This window comes from Collinsella sp. CLA-ER-H7 (genome assembly GCF_040092345.1).
Classification (GTDB): domain Bacteria; phylum Actinomycetota; class Coriobacteriia; order Coriobacteriales; family Coriobacteriaceae; genus Collinsella.
Map to the genome: position 1 here is coordinate 34,811 of NZ_JBBNLT010000006.1, position 23,496 is coordinate 58,306.

Annotated in this window: 14 protein-coding genes; 8 read left to right on the plus strand and 6 right to left on the minus strand. The window is 61.6% G+C overall.

Annotated features, from left to right (window positions below):
* The first annotated feature begins 420 nt into the window (after nt 1-420).
* From gltB to AAAX75_RS04925, 5 genes are all read left to right on the plus strand, one after another.
* Entirely contained in the window at nt 421-5,118 is a 4,698-nt protein-coding gene (gene gltB / locus AAAX75_RS04905) for a glutamate synthase large subunit (protein WP_349091275.1), read from the plus strand.
* A gap of 5 nt (nt 5,119-5,123) precedes the next feature.
* Nucleotides 5,124-6,605, plus strand: coding sequence for a glutamate synthase subunit beta (locus tag AAAX75_RS04910; RefSeq protein ID WP_349091276.1), 1,482 nt, complete (start codon nt 5,124-5,126; stop codon nt 6,603-6,605).
* A gap of 415 nt (nt 6,606-7,020) precedes the next feature.
* On the plus strand, nt 7,021-7,728 hold the full coding sequence (locus tag AAAX75_RS04915; protein ID WP_349091277.1) for a hypothetical protein: 708 nt from the start codon (nt 7,021-7,023) through the stop codon (nt 7,726-7,728).
* Nucleotides 7,729-8,082: 354 nt separating this feature from the next.
* Entirely contained in the window at nt 8,083-9,159 is a 1,077-nt protein-coding gene (locus tag AAAX75_RS04920) for a hypothetical protein (RefSeq protein WP_349091278.1), read from the plus strand.
* Nucleotides 9,160-9,421: 262 nt separating this feature from the next.
* Nucleotides 9,422-10,825: an amidohydrolase family protein gene (locus tag AAAX75_RS04925; protein WP_349091279.1), complete on the plus strand. Its 1,404-nt coding sequence runs from the start codon at nt 9,422-9,424 to the stop codon at nt 10,823-10,825.
* A gap of 133 nt (nt 10,826-10,958) precedes the next feature.
* Here AAAX75_RS04925 and AAAX75_RS04930 read toward each other — a convergent pair whose 3' ends face one another.
* From AAAX75_RS04930 to AAAX75_RS04955, 6 genes are all read right to left on the minus strand, one after another.
* Nucleotides 10,959-11,432 (minus strand): hypothetical protein, encoded by a 474-nt coding sequence (locus AAAX75_RS04930; RefSeq protein WP_117734398.1) that lies wholly within the window; start codon nt 11,430-11,432, stop codon nt 10,959-10,961.
* 146 nt (nt 11,433-11,578) lie between these two features.
* A complete protein-coding gene (locus tag AAAX75_RS04935; protein ID WP_006235337.1) occupies nt 11,579-11,851 on the minus strand; it encodes a metal-sensing transcriptional repressor in 273 nt (90 codons plus the stop codon).
* Nucleotides 11,852-11,986: 135 nt separating this feature from the next.
* Nucleotides 11,987-12,208 (minus strand): heavy metal-associated domain-containing protein, encoded by a 222-nt coding sequence (locus AAAX75_RS04940; RefSeq protein ID WP_271757453.1) that lies wholly within the window; start codon nt 12,206-12,208, stop codon nt 11,987-11,989.
* Nucleotides 12,209-12,355: 147 nt separating this feature from the next.
* Nucleotides 12,356-14,698 carry a heavy metal translocating P-type ATPase gene (locus tag AAAX75_RS04945; protein ID WP_349091280.1) on the minus strand — a complete coding sequence of 781 codons (2,343 nt, stop codon included), beginning with the start codon at nt 14,696-14,698 and terminating at the stop codon, nt 12,356-12,358.
* Between the two features lie 493 nt (nt 14,699-15,191).
* The gene (locus tag AAAX75_RS04950; RefSeq protein ID WP_349091281.1) at nt 15,192-17,276 is read right to left on the minus strand and encodes a DUF6273 domain-containing protein; all 2,085 of its coding nucleotides are present in this window, start codon (nt 17,274-17,276) and stop codon (nt 15,192-15,194) included.
* Nucleotides 17,277-17,447: 171 nt separating this feature from the next.
* Nucleotides 17,448-18,410, minus strand: coding sequence for an FHA domain-containing protein (locus AAAX75_RS04955; RefSeq protein ID WP_349091283.1), 963 nt, complete (start codon nt 18,408-18,410; stop codon nt 17,448-17,450).
* Nucleotides 18,411-18,998: 588 nt separating this feature from the next.
* Here AAAX75_RS04955 and AAAX75_RS04960 point away from each other — a divergent pair.
* From AAAX75_RS04960 to AAAX75_RS04970, 3 genes are all read left to right on the plus strand, one after another.
* Nucleotides 18,999-21,248, plus strand: a complete 2,250-nt coding sequence (locus AAAX75_RS04960) for a DEAD/DEAH box helicase (RefSeq protein ID WP_347479493.1) — start codon at nt 18,999-19,001, stop codon at nt 21,246-21,248.
* Nucleotides 21,249-21,928: 680 nt separating this feature from the next.
* Nucleotides 21,929-22,630 (plus strand): 4Fe-4S dicluster domain-containing protein, encoded by a 702-nt coding sequence (locus tag AAAX75_RS04965; protein WP_347479495.1) that lies wholly within the window; start codon nt 21,929-21,931, stop codon nt 22,628-22,630.
* Between the two features lie 342 nt (nt 22,631-22,972).
* Nucleotides 22,973-23,485, plus strand: a complete 513-nt coding sequence (locus tag AAAX75_RS04970) for a PTS glucose transporter subunit IIA (RefSeq protein ID WP_349091284.1) — start codon at nt 22,973-22,975, stop codon at nt 23,483-23,485.
* The last annotated feature ends 11 nt before the right edge of the window (nt 23,486-23,496 follow it).

Consider the following 23,496-nt stretch of genomic DNA (forward strand, 5'->3'; position numbering starts at 1 on the left):
GTGAAAGGGGATTGCCGAAATGTCTTGATCTGTAACAACTAGGGATGGAAATTGGGTATAGGTGTTACAGATCAAGACAGGAAGAAATGGTCCTATGGAAAATCTCGATCTGTAACAGTTAGCTGCAAAAACCGGCCCTTCGTGTTACAGATCGAGACAAGCCAAAACTGTCCTGCAGAAAATCTCAACCTGTAACATCTAAGCGCCAAAATCGGCTCCTCCTGTTACAGATTGAGATGTTTGAAGCGGTGAGTTTACAGGTCGAACTTGGGCCCTTGTTGCCGTCCTTGAGGTCGGCGGTGTCCACTCGTAGGGCGTGCGTTACGCGATTGTTTCGAAACGGGCGGGAAACACAACGGGCCGGCGATGCACCTAGTATGCCTAGTCAACTGACTGTCTAACACCTAGGGGAGGATCGCGATGCAGGCAGATTCCGCTCAGCAGCAGGGCCTTTATCGCCCCGAATTCGACCACGATGCATGTGGCATCGGCGCGCTTGCCGATATCAACGGCGAGCGCCATCACCAGATTCTGGACGACGCGCTGTCCATTCTGGTCAACTTGGAGCACCGCGGCGGTACGGGACTCGAGAAGAACACCGGCGACGGCGCCGGCATCCTGTTCCAGGTTCCGCATCATTTTTTCCGCAAAGAGGCTCAAAAGTGCGGCCAGATTCTGCCGGCAGAGGGCGACTATGGCGTGGCCATGCTGTTCTTCCCGCAGGACGACAAGGGCGTAGAGGATGCCCGCCGCGTGTTTGAGGAGGGCTGCGCCGAGGCCGGCGTGCCGCTGCTCTTTTGGCGCGAGGTGCCGGTCGACCCGCACGACCTGGGCGAGACAGCCCGCGCCTGCATGCCCACCATCTTGCAGGCTTTCCTGGGCCGTCCGGACGACACGCCCGCCGGCGACGCCTTCGAGCGCCGCCTGTACGTGTGCCGCCGCACCATCGAGAAGAAGGCTGACGCCGAGTTTGCCCTGCGCAACAAGATCTTCTATGTGTGCTCCATGAGCTCGCGCACCATCGTGTACAAGGGCATGCTGGTCGCCACACAGATGCGCCGCTTCTTCATCGACCTCAACGACGCCGCCGTCAAGACGGCCGTGGCGCTCGTACACTCGCGCTACTCCACCAACACCACGCCCAGTTGGGAGCGTGCGCACCCCAACCGCTTTATCATCCACAACGGCGAGATCAACACCCTCAAGGGCAACGTCAACTGGATTCGCGCCCGCGAACCCAACCTGTACAGCCCCGTGCTGCAGCACGATCTTGAGCGTGTGATGCCCATCATCAACCGCGAGGGCTCCGACTCTGCAATTTTGGACAATGTGCTCGAGTTTTTGGTCATGAACGGTCGCCCGCTCACGCGCGCCGCATCCATGCTGTTGCCCGAGCCGTGGGACCACAACGACAGCCTGAGCGAGGAACGTCGCGCCTACGACGCCTACCAGTCCATGCTCATGGAGCCCTGGGACGGCCCGGCCGCCATCGCCTTTACCGACGGTCGCACGCTGGGTGCCGCCCTCGACCGTAACGGCCTGCGCCCGGCTCGCTACTACGTGACGCGCGACGGCCGCTTTATGCTGGCGAGCGAGGTGGGCACCATCGAGGTGCGCCCCGAGAACATCCTGACGAGCGGCTGTCTGGGGCCGGGTCAGATGCTCGAGGTCGACTTTGCCCGCGGGCGCGTCATCTACAACGACGAGCTGCGCGCCCGCTATGCCAAGGAAAAGCCCTATCGCGACTGGATCGCCGAGGAGACGCTGACCGTCGACGCACTCGACAAGCCCGCCGCGCCCGCGTCCGCCGAGGATGCCGAGGTGCCCGCCGCCGTGCGCATGGCCAAGCTCGGGTATCACTGGGATGATGTTGACGAGGTCGTGCGTCCCATGGCCCAGCAGGGCAAGGCGCCGCTCGCCTCGATGGGTATCGATGCGCCGCTGGCCTGCCTGTCCAAGAAGACGCGTTCGTTCTTTGACTACTTCTATCAGCTGTTCGCTCAGGTCACGAATCCGCCCATCGACGCTCTTCGCGAGCATATGGTCACCTCGACCACGCTCTACCTGGGCAACCACGGCAACCTGCTCGAGGACTCCCGTACGGCCTGTCAGCTGGTGCGCCTGGAGCGTCCGCTGCTGAGCGAGGAGGAGTTCGAGCGTATCTGCGCCATCGACCGCGTGGGCTTTAAGACCCGCCGTTTCCGTGCCGTCTACCGCCGCGATGCCGGCGAGGGTGCGCTGCAGGCTGCGCTCAAGCAGCTTGCAGAGGACGTTGAGGCCGCGGTCCGCGACGGCGTGAACATCGTGGTGTTGAGCGATCGTGCCGCTGCGGGCGAGGTGCCCGTACCGTCACTGCTCGCCGTGGGCTGCGTGCACAACCACCTGATCCGCGCCGGCGTGCGTACCTTTGCCGACATCGTGGTGGAGTGCGGCGACGCTGTATCCCCGCACGACTTTGCGGCACTGGTGGGCTACTCCGCGAGCGGCATCTATCCGTACAACGCACATGCGTGCATCCGCGACCTGGCGGCACGCGGCGACCTGGACGTGACGGCCGAGCAGGGCATCGCCAACTACAACAAGGCTGCGACCGCCGGCATCGTCTCCATCATGTCTAAGATGGGCATCTCCACGGTGCAGAGCTACCACTCTGCGCAGATCTTCGAGGCCGTGGGCTTCACTCCGGAGTTCGTCAACGCGTACTTCGCCGGCACGGTGAGCCGTGTGGGCGGTATGGGTGTCGAGGACGTCGAGCGCGAGCAGAATGAGCGCTACGACGCCGCGCTCGCTATCCTTAAGAGCCCGGCTCCCGATCAGCTGCCCACGCTGGGTCTGACCAAGTGGCGCCCGCTCGGCGGTGAGGATCACCTTATCGACCCGCAGACCGTCTACCTGCTGCAGACCGCCTGCCGCGAGGACAGCTACGACACCTTTAAGGAGTACAGCGCCCGCCTGCACCGCACCTGCCGTGCCGTGCGTCTGCGCGACCTGCTGGACTTTAATGCCAACGGTCGCACGCCGGTTTCGCTCGACGAGGTGGAGCCCGCGCTCAACATCGTCCGCCGCTTTAACACCGGCGCCATGTCGTACGGTTCCATCAGCAAAGAGGCACACGAGTGCATGGCCATCGCCATGAACCGCCTGCACGGTCGTTCCAACTCGGGCGAGGGCGGCGAGGATCCGCGTCGCGAGACCCCGCTGGCCAACGGTGACTCCAAGAATTCCGCCATCAAGCAGGTGGCAAGCGCGCGCTTTGGCGTGACGAGCCGCTACCTGTGCAGCGCCTTCGAGATTCAGATCAAGATGGCCCAGGGCGCCAAGCCCGGTGAGGGCGGTCACCTGCCCGGCAAGAAGGTCTACCCCTGGATTGCCGAGGTCCGTCAGTCCACGCCCGGCATCGGCCTGATTTCGCCTCCGCCGCACCACGACATCTACTCCATCGAGGACTTGGCAGAGCTTATCTTCGATCTTAAGAACGCCAACCCCGGCGCGCGCGTGTCGGTCAAGCTGGTCAGCGAGGCCGGCGTCGGCACCATCGCCACCGGCGTGGCCAAGGGCGCTGCCGACAAGATTTTGATCAGCGGCCACAACGGCGGCTCCGGTGCCGCGGCGCGCGATTCGATCTGGCACGCCGGCCTGCCGCTGGAGCTTGGCCTTGCCGAGGCTCAGCAGACGCTGCTGCAAAACGGCCTGCGCTCGCGCGTGGTGCTCGAGGCCGACGGCAAGCTCATGGACGGTACCGATGTCGCCGTCGCCTGCCTGCTGGGTGCCGAGGAGTTTGGCTTTGCGACCATGCCGCTCATCTCCATGGGTTGCCTCATGCAGCGCGACTGCCAGCAGGACACCTGCCCGGCCGGCATCGCGACGCAAAACTGCCGCCTGCGTCATGGCTTCCGCGGTAAGCCCGAGCACGTCGAGCATTTTATGCTCTTTGTTGCCGAGCAGCTGCGCGAGGTCATGGCGAGCCTGGGCTTCCGTACCGTCGACGATATGGTCGGCCATCCCGAGTGCTTACGCCAGATCGAGGTCCCGGGCAACCGCAAGGCCAACCTGCTCGATTTGTCGCCCGTTCTGGCGAGCGCGACCTGCGAGTTCGGTGCTCACATTCCGGGCGCCGACGGTCGTCACTTCCTGCCCCAGATGGCTGCCGACAGCGAGCTCGACAAGACGCTCGACTCCACGTTGTTTGTGCCCTATACGGCCGATGCCCGTGCGCACCTGCGCCCGATTCGCTTCCGCGCCGATATCGCCAACGTCAACCGCTGCGTGGGCACCATCTTGGGCAACGCGGTGACCAAGGCGCATCCCGAGGGCCTGCCCGCCGGCTCCATCACCATCGATTGCGATGGTTCGGCTGGTCAGAGCTTTGGCGCCTTCCTGCCGCGCGGCATTACGCTCAACGTGTGCGGCGACGCCAACGACTACTTTGGCAAGGGCCTTTCGGGCGGCGAGGTGTCGGTGCGCCCCAACCCGCATGCGACCTACAAGTTCGACGAGAACATCATCGTGGGCAATGTTGCGTTCTTTGGCGCCACGAGCGGTCGCGGTTTCATTAACGGCTTGGCCGGCCAGCGCTTTGGCGTACGCAACTCCGGTGCCACCGTGGTGGTCGAGGGCTGCGGCAACCATGGCTGCGAGTACATGACGGGAGGTCTGGCGCTCATCCTGGGCGAGGTCGGGCAGAACTTCGCCGCCGGCATGACGGGCGGCGTGGCTTACGTCTTTGACCAGTACGGCACGCTCGATGCCCGTGTGAACCACGAGAGCGTTGAGCTTAAAGCCCCGACGGCCGGTGAGCTTGCGCAGATTCGTGCGCTCATCCAGGAGCACGTGGACGCGACGCAGAGCCCGCGCGGCATTAAGCTGCTCTACAGCTTTGAGACGATGAGCAAGCACTTTGTGAAGGTCATTCCAACCGAGTACGAGCGCGTGCTGGCGATTGTCGCCGCCGCCGAGGCCGTGGGCAAGACGCATGCGCAGGCCGAGGAGCTGGCGTTTGACATTGTGACCGGCCGCGCGAGTGCCGCGGATGTCGCTCGCTTTGATGTGTCGGGTGGTGTCGCTGGCGCTGCGCCCGCCACCGCCAGCTCTGTTGCTTCGACCAAGAAGGAGGCGTAAGTGCCATGGGTAAGCCCGGTGCTTTTCTTGATATCGATCGCGTGACCCACGAGCTTCGCCCCGTGGAGGAGCGCAGCCGCGATTTCGATCCGCTGTACGTGGAGCTCGACGACGATGCGCGCCGTGCCCAGGCGAGCCGCTGCATGATGTGCGGTGTGGCGTTTTGTCAGATGGGCGCGAGCTTTGGCAAGGCACGCCCGAGCGGCTGCCCGCTGCACAACCTGATTCCCGAGTGGAACGAGCTGGTGTACCGCGGCCGCTGGGATGAGGCTGCCGAGCGCCTGTCGCTCACCTCGCCCATGCCCGAGTTTACGAGTCGCGTGTGCCCGGCGTTGTGCGAGGCCGCGTGCAACCTGGGTTCGGTCGATGGCCAACCCACGACGATCCATGACAACGAGCGTGCGATCAGCGACCATGAGTGGGCAAATGGTGGTCCGCGCCGCTTTGAGCCGGCAGGGGAGGATGCGCCCACGGTCGCTGTGATTGGCTCTGGCCCGGCTGGCCTGGTGGCTGCATGGGAGCTTGCACGTCGCGGTGCCCGTGTGACGGTATTTGAGCGTGACGACCGCCCGGGCGGCCTGCTCATGTACGGCATTCCCAACATGAAGCTTGAGAAGTCCGTTGTCGAGCGTCGCGTGGCACTTATGCGCGAGCTGGGCATTGTGTTCGAGCTGGGTGCTGACGTTACGAACCCTGCGGTGGCGGCCAAGCTCAATGGCTTTGACGCCGTTGTGGTGGCTGCCGGTGCTCGCGCCCCGCGTGGACTGGCTGCTGAGAATATTGACGCACCCGGCGTGGTGTATGCCGTGGACTACCTGACGGCCTCGACCGTCTCGGTGCTCGATGGCGGCGAGCCTGTCGTCGATGCACGCGGCCTGGACGTCGTAGTCATTGGCGGCGGCGATACCGGTAACGACTGCGTGGGCACCGCGGTACGTCAGGGTGCGCGCAGCGTGCGCCAGTTTGAGTTCTTGCCGGCGGCGCCTGATGCGCGCGCGGCGAGCAACCCCTGGCCGCAGTGGCCCAACGTGAAGAAGACCGATTACGGCCAGCAGGAGGCCATCGCTGCCATGGGCGGCGAGATGCGTGCCTGGGGCGTGGATACGCTCGAGGTGCTGCTGGACAAGAAGGGTGCGGCTGCGGGTCTGCGCGTGGTCGATCTGGACTGGTCGGCGGGAAAGCCCGAGCGCATCGCGGGCTCCGAGCACGAGGTGCCGGCGCAGCTGGTGCTCATCGCCTGCGGCTTTACGGGCCCGGAGCACAGTGCGTTCGACGCCGTTGGCGTGCCCGTTGCCACTACTGCTCGTCCGCTGCCTGTGATGGCCGCTGAGGGCTCGCATCTTGCGGCGCGTGTCGACGGCGTCGCCGCGGATGCCGCGCCGGTGTATGTTGCCGGTGACGCTCGTAACGGCAGCTCGCTCGTGGTGAACGCTATGGCCGACGCCCTGGCCTGCGCTGCCGAAGTAGCCGAGGCGCTGGAGCTATAAGGCGGCTGTCCACAATTGAATCGTCAAGGGCTGTCCCCAACGGCCGGCCCAAAAGGAACGTCCCCAAGTGCCGGCAGCTGGGGACGTTCCTTATGTGCCGGCATTCGGGGACACTCCTTGCGGGTTTGCAGGCGACTTTGTCATTTGCCGACGTGCAAGTGTTCATTCGTCGACGTTTGCGACTGTGCTACTCTGCTCTTTCTGTGGTGGCTACGGGCATCTGGCTCAAAAGAGCGGGTTGGCCGTCTATGTTTACCTGCGGTTTTGTTGCGGTGCGCTCATTCGGTCAAGTGTCCCGTCAAGTGATTGGTCAGCAGTTGGTTTGCAGCCGGAGGCCTATTTTGCCCGCGCTGGTCGTGGCTGCCCACCCTCCGCGTAAGCTCAAATTGAGATCCATTAGTTTGAGGAGGATGCCGTGACTGACCACGTTTTAGACCGAGCGCATCTGGCCGAAGCCGTCGGCAACGATATTGCCGACATGGCCCATTTTTGGATGCTGCGGAAGTTTCAGTTTTTGGAGCCGGCGCGCGAGCAGTTCGAGATCATTGTCGACCCGTGGCTCGGCTATTGCACCGAGCCTTCGCAAAACGAAATCATGGCCTACAACATGGCATTTACCGATTGGCTGCTCTTTGAGCGCCCCTATCGCCATGGCAAGACGCTGCTCGAGCTGTATGTTGATGAGCCGCCGGCATCGCTTTCGCCTGCCTCGCTCAAGCGGCTCGAGCAGGTGCGCGACACACAGTATTTCTCGCGCTTTGGCATTTTGGACAAGGATCCTGCGAACGGCATGGTTGCGCTGAAGGATACGCGCACCGACCGTCGCTTTGATGTCTACGACCCGCATATCGTGCAAAAGGAGCATTGGAGCGACGGTGCGATTGCGGTGCGCCTCGCCTGCGTCGACGATGTCTGGCTGACGGCGGGGCAGCTCTACCTCTACGACATAGCGCGCCTGAGCGATACGGCGATCGACGGGCCTGGCGCCGTCCATCCGGAAGACCTGGAAGATGGCTTCGACACCTCGTGCATCAGCTTCTTTTTGCGCCTGGTCCGCGACATCATGGGCGCCCAGGGGCGCTACGTGAAGTCGCTCAATATTTATGAGCAGGAATGGGAGTAGGGGATGGGCTGTCGCAGCGCCGTCGCGTGTCTATTTGTCTCGATCTTTAACGTTTAGGGACAAAAAACCGGTCTACCTGTTACAGATCGAGACGAATGCTTGGGCGCTGCTGATTTGTCTAAATCTGTAATGTTTAGGGCCCTGGAGAACGTCTAACTGTTACAGATCGAGACGTTTGGCACCTGGTTGGGGGAATGTCTCAATCTGTAACATCTACAGGCCAAAACTCGACCTACCTGTTACAAATTGAGACAAAGGTTGGACGCGGTGTCGAAAGATCTCGATCTGTAACATCTAGCGGCCAAAAATCGGTCTTCCTGTTACAGATCAAGACATTTGTCAGCGGAGGCAACGGTGACGATGGTCCATTTGTCTGACGTGGTGGTGATGAAAGTGTCTAATACCGTTCTCAAACACAAGCATGCAGCACGCAACACCTTGGCGCGGAATAGGATGCTTGCCAGGCTCACGGAGGCGGCTGAACAAGACGTGCTGCTCGCAACGCATGACAATGCCGAGCTCATGTGGCTGCGGCGTCATGTGGGAACCGATGATATCGCGGAGCCCGAGCCGTATTTGTTCTGCTTTCAACATGATTGGGATGTACTGACGCCGGCGGAGCGAGCACTGCGTACCATCAAAGGGCTTACAGAGTTTCATCCCGATTGGGCGTTTTGGGGCTATGACGCGGCACTTTTGTGGGGTCTGGAGGTGCCGAACGATCTGCTCGGGCCGCGTTTTCTTGTTAAGACGGGTTGTTCGGTGACGTTGAGCAGCGGGTGCAGGTTGTTGCGTCCGCAGGCGGCGGGTGCACTTGAACAAGTCGATGGCGTGCGGGTGACGTCGTTTTGGCGCACGGTGGAGGATTGCTTGCTGCGTGCGCCGTTCTCCTACGGGTTGGCGATTGCCGATTCTGCACTGCGGGCGAAAGGCGTATCACGTTGGGATTTGTTCGAGCGCCTCCGTGCCGATTGTGAGGGCAGGCGAGGGTATCGCAGAGCTCAGGTGATTGCGTCGCATGCGGACGGGCTGTCCGAAAACGGCGGCGAGTCTCGTTTTCGGGCGTTCTTTATTGCATACGGTTTTCCGGTGCCAGAGTTGCAGGTGGAGTTTCGCGATCCGCTTGATCCGAGTCAAGTGTTTCGCGTCGACTATTTTTGGCGTCTCGAGGACGGGACATGTGTCATCGGCGAGCTCGATGGAAGGGGGAAGTATACCCTGCAGGATGATGGGGATCGGGAGTCGGTCGACCCGTTCGTGGCGGAGCGTCAGCGGGAGTCTCATCTGACGATGCTCGGGCACAAGGTGCTTCGGTTTACGTTTAACGAACTCAAAGACCCGGGGAAGCTGGTCGAGAAAATGAGGTTGGCGGGTATTCCGCGACGGCCCGATTTGGCTGAGGAGTGGAGACGCCAGTGGTATGGGCGCTGAGAGGTTTTGTCTCGATCTGTAACGTTTAGAAGTTGTTTGAGTTCGTAATTGTTGCAGATCGAGACAAACCGGTGAAACGTCGACCGAATGTCTCGATCTGTAACATCAAGGGGCCCAACAACCCTGTATCTGTTACAGATCGAGATATTTCCCTGGTGTCGCTGGGGTGGGACTGCAGCGTATTCCGTCCCCCACATCCCCTCTTCCCTCCGTTAACCGATATGTCTGTGGCAATCGGGCTACACTGGATAATAATGGACAAATGTTCAAGTTTTCTGAGGGGGAGGAGCTCGATATGGCGTCTGCCGATCGTTCCACGTTGTTTATCAATGCGACCGTCCTGGATGGTTCGGAGCATATGGAGCCGCAACCCGATATGGCCGTGACTGTTGAGCGCGGCGTCATCACGTGGATGGGGCCGAGTGCTGTGGCGCAGGCACCTGCAGGTGCCGAGGTCATCGACCTGGCAGGTGCGTATCTCATGCCCGGTCTCATCAATATGCATGTGCATCTGTGCGGTTCGGGCAAGCCGGTTTCGGCGGGCGATGCGGGCGCGCTGATGAAGAAGCTCGATAATCCCGTGGGGCGCGCCATCGTGCGCCATATTCTTAAGGGCAGCGCCCAACAACAACTGGCAAGCGGCGTGACCACGGTGCGCGGCGCGGGCGACCCACTGTTTGCCGACATCGCCGTTCGTAATGCCATCGACGCCGGCAAGTATCAAGGTCCTCGCCTGGTGGCGCCGGGAACGGGCGTCACGGTGCCGGGCGGCCATGGTGCGGGCTTGTTCGCCCAGGTGGCAAACAGTCCCGCCGAGGCAGCCGAACAGGTGCGCGACCTGTATGCGCGCGGTGCCGACGTCATTAAGCTGTTCGTAACGGGCGGTGTGTTCGATGCGACCGAGGTGGGCGAGCCGGGCGTGCTGCGTATGCCGGTGGAGGTTGCCGCGGCGGCGTGCAAGGCGGCGCACGATATGGGCCTTCCGGTCATGGCCCATGTCGAGAGTACCGAGGGTGTGAAGGTTGCGCTTGAGGCCGGCGTTGACACGATTGAGCACGGCGCTCCGTTGACGTCCGAGATTCTGGAGCTGTACCGTGGCGCCGCGGGCACGCAGCTCGAGGGGCGTGCGCCCAGCGTTACCTGCACGATCAGCCCGGCGCTGCCGTTTGTATTGCTCGACCCGGAAAAGACCCATTCGACCGATACACAAAAGAAGAACGGCGACATCGTGTGCTCGGGCATCATCGAGAGCGCCCGTGCCGCACTGGAAGCTGGCGTTAAGGTGGGCCTTGGCACGGACTCGAGCTGCCCGTTCGTGACGCAGTACGACATGTGGCGTGAGGTGGCCTATTTTGCCAAGTACGTGGGTGTGAGTAACGCCTTCGCGCTGCATACGGCCACGCAGGTCAATGCCGAGCTGCTGGGGCTGGGCGGCGAGACCGGCACAATCGAGTGCGGCAAGGCCGCCGATATCCTGGTGACGCGCAAGAACCCGCTCGATGACCTGTGCGCACTGCGTGAGCCGGCGTACGTGATGTGCCGTGGTGATCTGGTGCGCAAACTCAAGGTGAAGCGTATTCCCGAGGTGGACGCCGAGCTCGACACGATTATGGCCATGCCGTCCGAGGCACTGGCCGAGGAGCTCGCCCGCGACGGCGTGGCATAGGTGTGACAAAGGGACAACTCTGTTACCGCATACAAAAAGCCGAGGTCTCAACACGAGGCCTCGGCTTTTTTATCGAACAAATACTTAAGATTTGGGACAAACAAACCTGATTTATTTGTCCCGCGTGCGGGCGCTAGGAGCGGGTTTCCATCTTGGCGTGGCACTTGGGGCAGGTGACGCGGATCTTGCCTTTGCCCTTGGGGACGGAGAGCATCTGGCCGCAGTTGGGACACTTGAGGTATGCCGTGGTCTTGCGACCCTTCCACATCTTTTTGGCCGTGCGCTTGGCACGTTCAAAGTCTTCCTTGCTAGTACCGGCTGCGCGCGAGGCGTTGGCCGCTGCAGCTCCGCCGCCCAAGCTGGCTACAAACTTGCCCAAGCCGGGTACGTTTGCAGTCGCGGCGACAAAGGCCTCGTTCTCCTTGCGACGTGCGTCGATATTTTTGGACAGGCCGCGCAGCACGCCAATCACGATTACGGCGATGGCAATCCAGCTGAGCCACTGGATGCGGGCTATCGATCCGATCATCGCGATGACGATGCCGGCAAAACCCATCACGATGGTGAGTTCATCGGCGCCATTGCGACCCTTCATAAAGTCATTCATGCAAATTGCCTTTCGTTCGATATGCTGCACGCCTTTATACCCGATTTAGAGCAAGGGGGACAGGTTAATCTGCACCAATGTGGTGCAAACATACCTGTCCCCGGAATACCAAGACGGTGCAAAGAAGTCTGTCCCCAATGCCCCTATTACTTGGAGAGCTTGTCGACGACGCGTTCGATTTCGGCGAGCTTGGCGGCTTTGAGGTCTTCGTCGCCCGATTCGATTGCCGAAGTTACGCAGCCCTCGATATGCGCCTTGAGCACGTCGGCGTTGATGCGCGCAATGAGCGCCTGCGTTGCCATGAGCTGCGTGGAAATATCGACGCAGTAGCGGTCCTCCTCGACCATCCGCAAGATGCCGTCGATCTGGCCGCGTGCCGTCTTGAGCATGCGGGTCACCGATTTGTGGTCTGCCATCATGGCGGGTCCTCGTTTCTGGTCGATCTTTCGGATATCCCCGTCAGTTGCGGTGAAATACGGACCGTTTAAAGGCCTAGGGCGGCACAACAGTCCGTATTTCACCGCAACTTCTGAGGATTCAGTAGGCGGCGTCTGCTACGCGGCGGTCACGGATAGGGCGTGGAACTTCTCGCCGGCGTCCTCGACGGCGGCAGCGAGCTGCTCAGCGGTCACGGTGTCGGCGCACTCCACCTGTACGGTCTGAGTCTCATGATCGGCGTCGGCGTCGGTCACGCCGGCTATGTTGAGCAACGCCGTCTCGACGGTGGCGTCGCAGTGGCCGCACATGAGGCCGGTAGTCTTGATTGTGTAACGCATGGGTATTCCTCTCTGTTGTGTCGGCTTTCCCAGGCACCCGACCTTGACCTTCAAGCCGTCGCTCGCGTACCAAAGTACGCGTCGCTCCTCTTTCAGGTCGATCTCGGGCACCTGGAAAACCCGTTCTAAATGGACGTAATGGTGAGCCTATTTTGCCACTTTAGGCTTAAAGGTTCGCAGGCGCAGAGCATTGCTTACGACGCAGACACTCGACAGGCTCATGGCCGCGGCGCCAAACATCGGCGAGAGTTGCCAACCGGTGAGGGGGAAGAACACGCCCGCCGCCAGCGGAATGCCGATGCCGTTGTAGAACAGCGCCCAGAACAGGTCCTGCTTGATGTTGCGGATCGTGGCGCGCGACAGCTCGATGGCGCGGGCGACGTCCATGAGGTCGCTGCGCATGAGTACCACGTCGGCGCCCTCCTTGGCGATGTCGGCGCCGGTGCCGATGGCAAGGCCCACGTCGGCGCGCGCCAGGGCGGGGGAGTCGTTGATGCCGTCGCCCACCATGGCGACCTTGCCGCCCGCATCCTGCAGCTCGCGCACGTGGCGTTCCTTGTCGGCGGGGAGGACGTCGGCGATGACCTGTTCGCTGCTCAGCCCCACGCGGCGGGCGATGGCCTCGGCCGTCACGCGGTTGTCGCCGGTGAGCATGCGCACGTCGACGCCAAGCGAGCGCAGTGCGGCGATGGCCCCGGCGCTCGTCTCCTTGACCTCGTCAGCCACGGTGACGGTGCCGGCAAGCTCGCCGTTCTTGGCAAAGAACAGAGGCGTCTTGCCTTCGGCGGCAAATTGCTCGGCAAGGCCCGCGGGCACGGTAACGCCCAACTCGTTCATCAGGCGCACGTTACCAGCGGCAATGGCGTTTTGCCCTTCGCGCGCCGTAACGCCTCGTCCGGGCACGGCGGCAAAGTCCTCGACCATGCGCGCGACGATCCCGCGTGTCTCGCACTCGGCCATAATCGCCTCGGCCAGCGGGTGCTCGCTCGAGCGCTCCAGCGCGGCGGCCAGCTTGAGCAGCGCCTTTTCGCTCATGGCGGGCGAGCCGTCGGCGCGCGTGGCTACCACGATATCGGTTACGGTAGGCTTGCCGCGGGTGACCGTGCCCGTCTTATCGAGCACCACGGTGCCCACGCTGCGCAGATTCTCCAGCGCCTCGGCGCTCTTGAACAGAATGCCCATCTCGGCGCCCTTGCCGGTGCCGACCATAATGGCGACGGGCGTGGCCAGGCCCAGCGCGCACGGGCAGCTGATCACCAACACGGCCACGGCGGAGGTGAGCGCCTCGTTCACGCTACCGATCAGTGCCATCCACACCACGAAGGTCACGACCGAGATCATGAACACCACGGGCACGAACACGCCGGCGACCTTGTCGGCCATGCGGGCGATGGGTGCCTTGGTGGCGTTGGCGTCCTCGACGAGCTGGACAATCTTGGCAAGCGACGTGTCGGCGCCCACACGCGTAGCGCGGAAGGTAAACGATCCGGTGCGGTTGACGGTGGCGGCGTTAACGGTGTCGCCGGCGGTCTTCTCCACGGGGATGGACTCGCCGGTGAGCGCGCTTTCGTCCACGGCCGAGCTGCCCTCGAGCACCACGCCATCGACAGGGATGGACTCTCCGGGGCGCACACGCAGGACCTGGCCGGGCAGAATGGCATCGACGTCGACGGTGGCCTCGGTACCGTCCTCGGCCACGACGGTCGCGGTCTTGGGCGCCAGGTCAATGAGCGCCTCGATGGCGCCGCCGGTCTTGGATTTGCTGCGTGTCTCGAGATATTTGCCTACGGTGACCAGCGACAGGATCGTGCCCGCACTCTCAAAATACAGGTTGTCCATGCCCGTCATCATGGCCTCGTGGACCTGGCCCGCGGCTAATTGGTCGGCCATGATGAACATGGCGTAGAGCGACCAGGCGATGGAGGCGGTGGCGCCCACGGCAATAAGGGCGTCCATGGTAGGCGCGCCGTGTGCGAGTGATTTAAACCCGTTGATAAAGTACGCGTCGTTGACGTAGACGATGGGAATGAGCAGGACGAGCTCGGTGAGCGCGAGCGTCATGCTGTGGGTGTGGTCGGTGAAGATGCCGGGCAGCGGCCAGCCGAGCATGTGCCCCATGCCTATGTAGAACAGTGGGACGAGGAATACGATCGAGACGATGAGGCGGGTGCGCATGGCAGAGGCGGCGGCCTCCAGCTTTTTGGTGGGCGACTCCATATGGGCGGCGCCGGACCTGGCTTGCGTACTGCCACTTGAGCCGGCGGTACCGGCGCCCGCTTCGACGGGTGAGGCCGAGTAGCCCGCGCGGTCGACGGCGGTACAGATATCGTCGGGGGAGACCCGCGCGGGGTCGTAGTCGACCATCATGGAACCGGCGAGCAGGTTGACCGCGACGCTTTGGACGCCGTCGAGCTTGCTCACGGCACGGTCCACGTGCGCCTGGCAGGCGGCACATGTCATGCCGCCCACGTCAAACTTATCTTGAGCCATGGCTTCTCCTTTCTGTAATTTGGTGTTGGAATTGTTAACCTGCTGATACTATACACCCATACCCCCTGGGGGTGTCCAGTACAGAAAGAAATGTATGACATTTCGTTACAGATGAGGGTGGTTGGTTGGCCGATGAACCGTCCCAACCAATCATCTCAATCTGTAACATCTGGACCGGTTTTTGAACCATAGTTGTTACAGATTTAGACGAACTGTTGAGTGGCAGTCCAAACGTCTCGATTTGTAACAACTAGACCCCGTTTTACCGAGTATTTGTTACAGATTAAGACAAACAGTTGGCAGGAAACTCAATGTCTCAATCTGTAACATCTAGCAGCAAATATGACCTCTAACTGTTACAGATCGAGACAGAGCGTCTGCGGTCAACTCAAATGTCTCGTTCTGTAACATCTAGACCTGTATCTGCCGAGCTAGTGTTACAGATCGAGACAATTGCCGGGGAGGGGTCCCGTCACGGCAAGACGCCCGCCGCCTAAATACAGAACCCGGGGATCACGCAGGTCCGCTTCTTGGGGTTGTCCGCAGGCGTTGCGTACGTAAAGACGTCGCCGTCGTGGCCCACACGGTTTATGTAGAGCGTGCCTTCGGTCTCCGATGAGTCGGGGCTCACCGTGCGCTCCCACCAGCAGGTGTCCTTGCCCTTCCACTGGCGGACCATCGTCTCGTTCGTGGAATACGGGCTCACCTTGAGCTCGCGGAAGAGTTGGTACCCCTTGCCCTCGCCGTTGTAGATGTCTGCCAGGTAGTGATAGTCCTTGGCAAATGACTCGGGCGGTTGCGTACCGCACAACTCGACCATGGCGGGCAGCCAAAGGGTTGCGGGCAACTCGCTCAGACACGATGCACTGTTGGCGGCGCCAGCGTTATTCGAGATCTTTTTGACAGATTTGATGAGTGCGCGCAACTCGTTGGGCAGCAGCTTAAGGCCGTCGCCGTTGAGCCATTCCCGCAGCTCGCAATCTGCCCAGCCGGCGCTCGGCGGTTCAGCCGCAGCGTTGCGCTCGGCAATACCCGCATCGAACATAAACGTCAATCCGGCCTTGCCCGTCCCGTCCAGAAGCTCATCGTGGCGGATGCCCACAAGCTGCGCGCCAACCTGCAGCCCGTTGGTGAGCGTGACACGTTTGGTACACGGATAGGGGATATGCCCATCGGCATCGAGCAGGTGATAGCGCTTGGCAATCTCGCGTGCCTCGCTACGGGTCTCGGCGGCCTTAATCTTGAGCGAAATCTCCTGCAGCTGATCCCAGGTGTAGTCGTCAAGCGAACCGCGGATGCCATCCAGGTAGTCGGGGATGCCAAAGCCATGGGTTGCCGCCCCAATGACGCTGAGCCCCGCAACGGCTGCAACGACGCCACCGATAATAAACCGGCGACGGGTCATGGCATCGTGCCGGGCCTGTTCCAGGATCTCTCGCGCGCGCTCGCCGGCGACGTCGACCTTAAGGTGCGTACCGGAGTCGATGTCGATTGCGGCATCACTGCCCGCGCCCTCGCGGCCCTCGGATTCGGCATCGGTGAGGTATGTCGAGAGCACCTCGAGCATCTGCTGCTCGGTGGGACGATCACACTGCTCGACTGAGAGACCCTTCATGATGATTTGGACGAGCGCTTCATCGCCCTCGCAGCGCGGCTCGAGCGGTGCCGGCTTGGTCTTGGTCTTTACGAGATAGAACGAGCCGGTTGCAGCGGCGTCCGTCGACTCAAAGTCAAACGGTTTGCGACCGCTGTAGAGCTGGTACAGAATGCTCGAAAGCGCATAGACATCGATTGCCGGCGAACGGCGAAGGGCCGCGATGCCTTCGATATCCTGCGTGAGCATCTCGGGCGCGGCGTATGCGGGCGTGGCAAAGCGCCAGATGTCGGCGCGTCGGGTGATCGTGTCGTCGCCGAGAGCCATGGTCGCGGAGCCCATGTCGATGAGGCAGGGGTCAAAGGAACAATCGGCAATCTGCTGCTCGAGCGTTCGGCTGGTGGTGCGGAACATGATATTGGCAGGCGACAGGTCGCGATGGATGACCGGATTCACGAGGCCTTGGGTCATCAAGAGCGCACGAAGCACGGCGTTTCCGACGGCGGCGACCATCTGGGTGGTCAGCCCGCCCGAGGCGTCGTGCGGAAGCAGGGGCAGCGCCTGCTTGAGCGAGGTGCCCTCGACCCACTCCATGAGGATGAGAGGGTCATCCTCGCGCGATCCGTAGCCATAGACGCGCGGAAATCCGCGCAGGTGCGAGACGGTACACAGATGACGGTACTCCTCGAACAGCGCGGCGGTGTTGGCCAGGTGCGCTGCCGATTGCTCGGCGGAGCGGTCGGGGGCTTGGCCGGAAAGGATGGCGTTGTCCTTGAGTAGCTTGACGGCAAAGACCTCGCCGCTCGTGTTGGTCGCGCGCAGCACGTGCCCGATGTTGCCGTTGTTGCGGTGGGCCGTCTGGAGAATAAGCGTCATAAACCGGCGCTTGGCGTCATCCTCGGCGCTGGGGTCGACCGCCACGGCGGTATCGAACGTGTCGAGACGGATGAGTTTGTCGCCATAGGCGCTATCGGTAGTATCCATGGCGTTCCTTTGTCTGGCATGGGTTGCCGCACGTATACGTGAGCAGTGCGGATATCGGTAAAGTACCATGATAGCCGCACTGCCCACGTATACCGCTGAGCATTGTCGTTTACGACGCAGAAGGTAGAAGACGAAAGACGGACGGCGACCGTCTTTCGATCGCCGTCCGTGCTAGTCCACAATGACAAGGAATGTCGTGTAGAGACCCAGATGGAGCCTGTCGCTGTTTTCGATTTCCACTGGGGGATAGATCTTGCCGGGCTCGCGTTGGTCGCGTGGCGGTTCAATCACAATATCGCCGTCGCCTGCACCCGATTCGAGTACCGTGCCGTTGGTCGATCCAAGGCCCTGGGCGTACCAGTGCTCACCCTCAAGCCAAATGCGAAGATGCTCGCGCGATGCGTCGGCGCCCACATCGGTGATGCTGGGCGAGGTTTTGGGCAAAGAACCAATTACGGTGCCGCGCGGATCGCGTGTGAGGGGATGGATTTGCATGTCGGCGCAGTTGTCGGCATGGGTTCTGAGCAGACCGAGGTTGGGGGCGACGGTGCGCGGCTGCTCCAGGCTGCTCATAAAGCCACGTCCGACGGTAGTTTCGGTGGTGCCAAAGTGCTCGCCCGTCTTGCTGTCGCAAAAGCGCTCGACGGTGGCCACGCCCTGAACGGGATCGGCGAGCGCCCCCGTTGCCACAAAGAGCATAAGGTAAAGCGTGCTTTTCTCGCGCACGGCATTGCCGTCAAAGTTGTCGATGCGATTGAGGGCATTTGCATATAGGCGGCTGTCCAGCTTGTAGCTGGCGAGAGCCGACATCATTTCGTTGGCGGCCGGACCGCGATAGTGCTCGGCGATTGCCCGATAGGCGGACTCGCCGCCGCCGAGCTTGCTGCAGATTGCCGAGGAAAGGTTGAGCGTGGTGACGGTAAAGTCGCTGTAGATGGAGGGCGCGCACTGGTCAGGCTTGCGATGGACGATGTAACGGGTGAGATACGAGCGGTTGGAAGAGCATTTCTCGAGCAGGGTACTGCCGAGATAAGAGTTTCCATTGATGAGCATTCGGGCGATCTCGAGATGTTTAAGACCGCCGAACGAGCGAATATCGTTATAGAGGACCGAGCAAGGCGTCTCTGCTGCCACGGATACCTCCTTTGATTGCTTCCTAGCCAATATGGCGATAGGAATTAATGGCCCCCGGTGGGCGACGTATTAAATGGCTGCGCAATATATAGCGTAACCAAAGCAACATTATAGGCCACATGTTCGAAATTGCAGGAAGACTGAGAGATTTGGTTTGGACTGGACGGAAATCCCCCTCTGTCTTGATCTATAACAATTAGGGCCGATTTTACTCGGTAACTGTTACAGATTGAGACGTTTCTGAACCGTGTCGACCGTTTGTCTCGATCTGTAACACGTAGAGGAAGATTTGCCCTGTAGATGTTACAGATTGAGACAATCAGCCGGGCCCACCTCGTCCACCCCGTCATCTGTGGTTTACGTGGGGGCATACGGAGTACGGGTATACTAACCCGCGGCGAATCTGCTCCATCGCTTAGAGCTGCTGCGTCTGGACGGCGCGTGATAGGGCTGCCAAAGCGATCGCCAGCGTGCTGAGCAACGTCCTCTCTGTGCGCACCTGTTTTTGTATGTATTAGCGCACTACCAAGCACGCCCGCGCGGTCGCATGCCGTGCCCATTGCGCGTGCAGATAAGGAACAACAACATATGCGTAATTCTGTATCTGACGTCACGGACGCCGAGATTCTGGACGAGACCCGCGAGGCCATGACCCAGGCTGCCTTCGATGCCGCCGACGAGGCCAATGCTGCCCAGGCCGTCGAGTCCGCTACCGAGAGCCTGCCCGCCTTTGACGAGCTGGGACTTTCCGACGAGATGCTTCGTGCTATTGAGAACCTGGGCTACACGGCGCCGACGCCCGTGCAGGCCGGCTCGATTCCCGTGGTGCTCGAGGGCCGCGACTTGCTTGCCGCCGCTCAGACCGGCACCGGCAAGACGGCCGCCTTTTTGCTGCCGACCATGAACAATCTGGAGCACATCGCTCCTCCCAAACCCGTGCGCGAGCGCGGCGGCCGCAACCGTCGTCGCGGTGCTAAAAAGCCCGAGGGCAACGGCCGCGGCCCCGTGATGCTCGTCATCACCCCTACGCGCGAGCTTGCCCAGCAAATCGACGAGGTCGCGAGCAAGATCGCCGACGTCACCGGCCATGTTGCCGTGACCGTCGTGGGCGGCGTGAGCTACAAGCCGCAGACCGCGGCACTCAAGTACGGCTGCGATATCCTGGTTGCAACGCCGGGCCGTCTGGTCGATCTGATCGAGCAGGGTGCCTGCCACCTGGGCGAGGTAAAAGTGCTGGTACTCGACGAGGCCGACCGCATGCTCGACATGGGCTTTTTGCCCGCCGTCCGTCGTATTGTGCGCGAGACGCCGGCCGAGCGCCAGACGCTGCTGTTCTCGGCGACGCTCGACGAGGAGGCCGTGGGCGAGATCACCGACCTGGTGAGCGACCCGGCTCGCGTGGAGATCGCGCCCGCCACGTCGACCGCCGACACCGTCGACCAGTTTGTGTTCCCGGTGTCTATCGAGGCCAAGAACAACCTGCTGCCCGAGTTCCTCAAGAAGGAGGGTCCGGAGCGCACTATCGTCTTTATGCGCACCAAGCACCGCGCCGACAGCTGCTGCCGTCGTCTGGAGCGCAAGGGCATCAGGGCCGCCGCGATTCACGGCAACCGCAGCCAGGCCCAGCGCGAGCGCGCGCTTTCTGCCTTCCGCGACGGCACCGTCGACGTGCTGGTGGCAACCGACGTGCTCGCCCGCGGCATCGATATTAGCGACGTGCGCTACGTCGTGAACTTTGACGTGCCGGCCGAGCCGACCGACTACATCCACCGTATTGGCCGTACGGGCCGCGCCGGCGAGCTAGGCTGGGCCATCACGTTTGTGACCGAGCAGGACGTCGACGAGTTCTACGAGATCGAGAAGCTCATGGACAAGACGGCCGATATTTACGAAGCCGGCGACCTGCACGTGGGTCCCAACCCGCCCGCCGTTGACCCCGAGCGCGATCCTGCCGCCTTTAAGGTGAAGAAGAAGACCAAGCGCGGCAAGTCCAAGAGCAAGAAGAAGCTTGAGCAGGCGCGTCGCGACGGCAAGCGCAACGGCGACGATTACGGCGACGTGGCTGGTCGTTCCAACCGCGGTCGCGACGAGCGCCGTGGCGACGGCGAGCGTCCGAGCCGTCCCAAGCGCGGTGGCAAGACCCGCGTGCGCGAGGGCGTTCAGGCTCGCGTGGACGAGGCTGTGGAGAGCGTGGCCCGCGAGGTGGCTGCCGAGGAGCGCGGCGGTGCTGGTGCCGCTGAGCAGCCTGCGCGCGGTAACCGTGCCGAGCGCCGTGCCAAGCAGTTCCAGGGCGAGGCGCATCGCCGCCGTCGCGAGGATGAGGATCGCGGTGGCCGTCGTCGTGTCGAGCGCGAGGACGAGGGCCGCGGTTCGCGCGGTGGCAAGCGCGGTTCGGGCGACCGCCATCGTTCCGGTCGTGATGACGAGCGCGGTGGCCGTGATGAGCATCGCGGCGGCGAGAGCCGCGGTGAGCGAGGTGCCCGTGGCGGTGAGTCCCGTGGCGGCAAGCGCTTTGAAGAGCGCGGTAGCCGCGGCGGCGAGCGTCGCGAGGGTGCTCGCGGCAATGGCGGCCGCGGCGGCGCTGGTCGTTCTAACGAGTCGCGCGATCGTCGTGACCCGCGTGCCAGCCGCGATCGTCGCGATGATTGGCGCAACTACGACGATACCCGCGAGGAGCGTCGTGGCAGCTATCGTGGCGGGCGTGGCGGCAACCAGGCCGGCTCCCGCGGCGGCCGTGCCGGCGGTCGCGATAATCGTGGCAGCTATGGCAATAGTCGTGGTGGCAAGCGCGGCAGCAGCTCCCGCCGTCCCGGTGACGGCGGCGGCAAGCGCAAGTAACATACGCATCGCACGCTAGCGTGAGGTGAACCAAGGGCCCCGAGCAACTACGCTCGGGGCCCTTTTTGTTTGCCGTATCCGATCGCTAGTTCAAATGTGATTTCCTCGGGAATGCATCTAGAGGATGCCGTGGGCCTGTTTCCTGCCATGCGGCAATGGGTCCCATGGGGTGCTCCGTGCATTTTTTGGAGTATTCAGCAGCTCTAGTTGGCTGCATACGATTCGGTATTGCCAACGGTGGCCTTCAGATATCCCTTATGAGCGTTTTGAGTTAAATTTCGCCGTTTTCCGGAGCAGGGGCGCGTCATTCTCGCCATGTCGTGACTTAGAATGATACGGCGCCCTACAGTTTTGCCCACCCGCGGCGGTGCTGGCGTGGTCACGTTGCAGAATACTCCGTTTTTTGCACGGGCCAGGATGGGGTACCTCGGGAGAACACAGCGGTATCCCGTAAATATATACAATCTGTACCGTAATTTATACAAAACGAAGAGGCAGACAGCGTAGGGTGGGTGCATTGGGGTGCTTGGTGCATCAAAACGGGGACCCCACGTGCCGTATACTCTGGCTGGATGTGAAAGCGGCTTGACGCGTTGCCAGGCGTAGGGGAGGGTGCCTCGATGAGCGTATTCGAAATTGTGTTTAGTCCGACGGGTGGAACGCGGAAGGTGTCTGGCCTTGTGGCCGGGGCACTGGGCAAGAATACCGTTACCGTCGATCTGACCGATAGCGGGCTAGATTTCAGCGCTGTCTCGATGACTGAGGACGACGTGGCCGTAATCTCTGTGCCGGCGTATGCCGGTAGAATACCGGCTGTGGTGGCTGACCGGTTGGGCATGGTGCGCGGCAACGGAGCGCGGACCGTTCTGGTGTGCGTCTACGGAAACCGCGCGTTTGAGGACACGCTCGTAGAGCTGGAGGACGTTGCGAAGCGCGCCGGATTTAGGGTGGTTGCAGCGGTTTCTGCTATTGCTGAGCATTCCGTTGCTCGTCAGTTTGCTGCTGGGCGACCGGATGCGCAGGATGCGGCGCAGCTCGCAGAGTTTGCGCAGCAAATTCAGCAAAAGCTGTTGGCTGAGGATACATCCGAGCCCTCTATTCCCGGCAATCGTCCTTATAAACAAGCCGGAGGTCACCGCATGGCACCCGAGGCAACAGGGGATTGTGTCTCCTGCGGTGCATGCGCCGCGGCGTGCCCCGTTTGTGCTATCGACAAGGGTGACCCCAAACGAGCAGCTGGCGAGGCGTGCATCTCCTGCATGCGCTGCATTGCCGTATGTCCGCGAGGCGCTCGTAAGCTTGATCCCAACAAGCTATCCGCTGTTTCCCAGATGCTGAGCAAGGTTTGCGTCGCGCGGAAGGAATGCGAGCTCTTTATCTAGCGCATACGAAATTGGTGCAATGGGGCCAGGTTGATCTGCGCCGACCTGGTGCAAACAAACCTGTCCCCAATGCACCAGAGTGAGGAGTGTCCCCGAGTGCCGGCAGAAAAGGAACGTCCCGAATACCGCATAAATACCGTTTATCGGAGAAAAAATACCGTTCGCCGGTCATAATGATTGTTCCGGCTTTGGGCTTGTCTACAATAACCCCCGTAAAAGAAATGCGGAAGGTTACCGAGTCCCCTCGGACGTGGGCCTAACCAAAGTCTTTGAACGGGTGTGTCTCAATGGGCGCATTCGATTGATTTTGGTTGGGCTATATTTATGAAGGGACATGTCACCATGGGTTTCTTTTCTCGCCTAATGGGTGGCTCGGATAAGCAGACGACTGCGGCTTCCGAGTTCGAAATCCTCGCTCCCGTTTCCGGCGAGCTTGTTCATCTAGAAAAAACCAATGACCCCGCTTTTAGCAGCCGTGCAGTGGGCGATGGCGTTGCCGTGGTTCCCCAAGAGGGAACGGTGTGCGCTCCTGTTTCCGGCACCGTCGCGGCGCTGTTTCCGACTGAGCACGCGCTGGGCATCATGTCCGACGACAGCTCCGCTCAGGTGATGCTGCATATCGGAATCGACACTGTTAAACTTGAGGGCAAGGGCTTCCATGCGCTTGTTGCCCAGGGCGATCACGTTGACGCGGGCCAGCCCCTCGTCGAGGTCGATTTCGACGTGGTTCGCGCTGCCGGCTTTGATCCTACGGTCTTCGTTATCGTGTGCGAGCGTTCGGAGAACTCGACTCTTTGCGAGCATGCTTCCGGCCCTGTTGCTGTTAAAGAGCCTGTCGTCTGGCTTTCCGAGTAAATTCTTGTGGT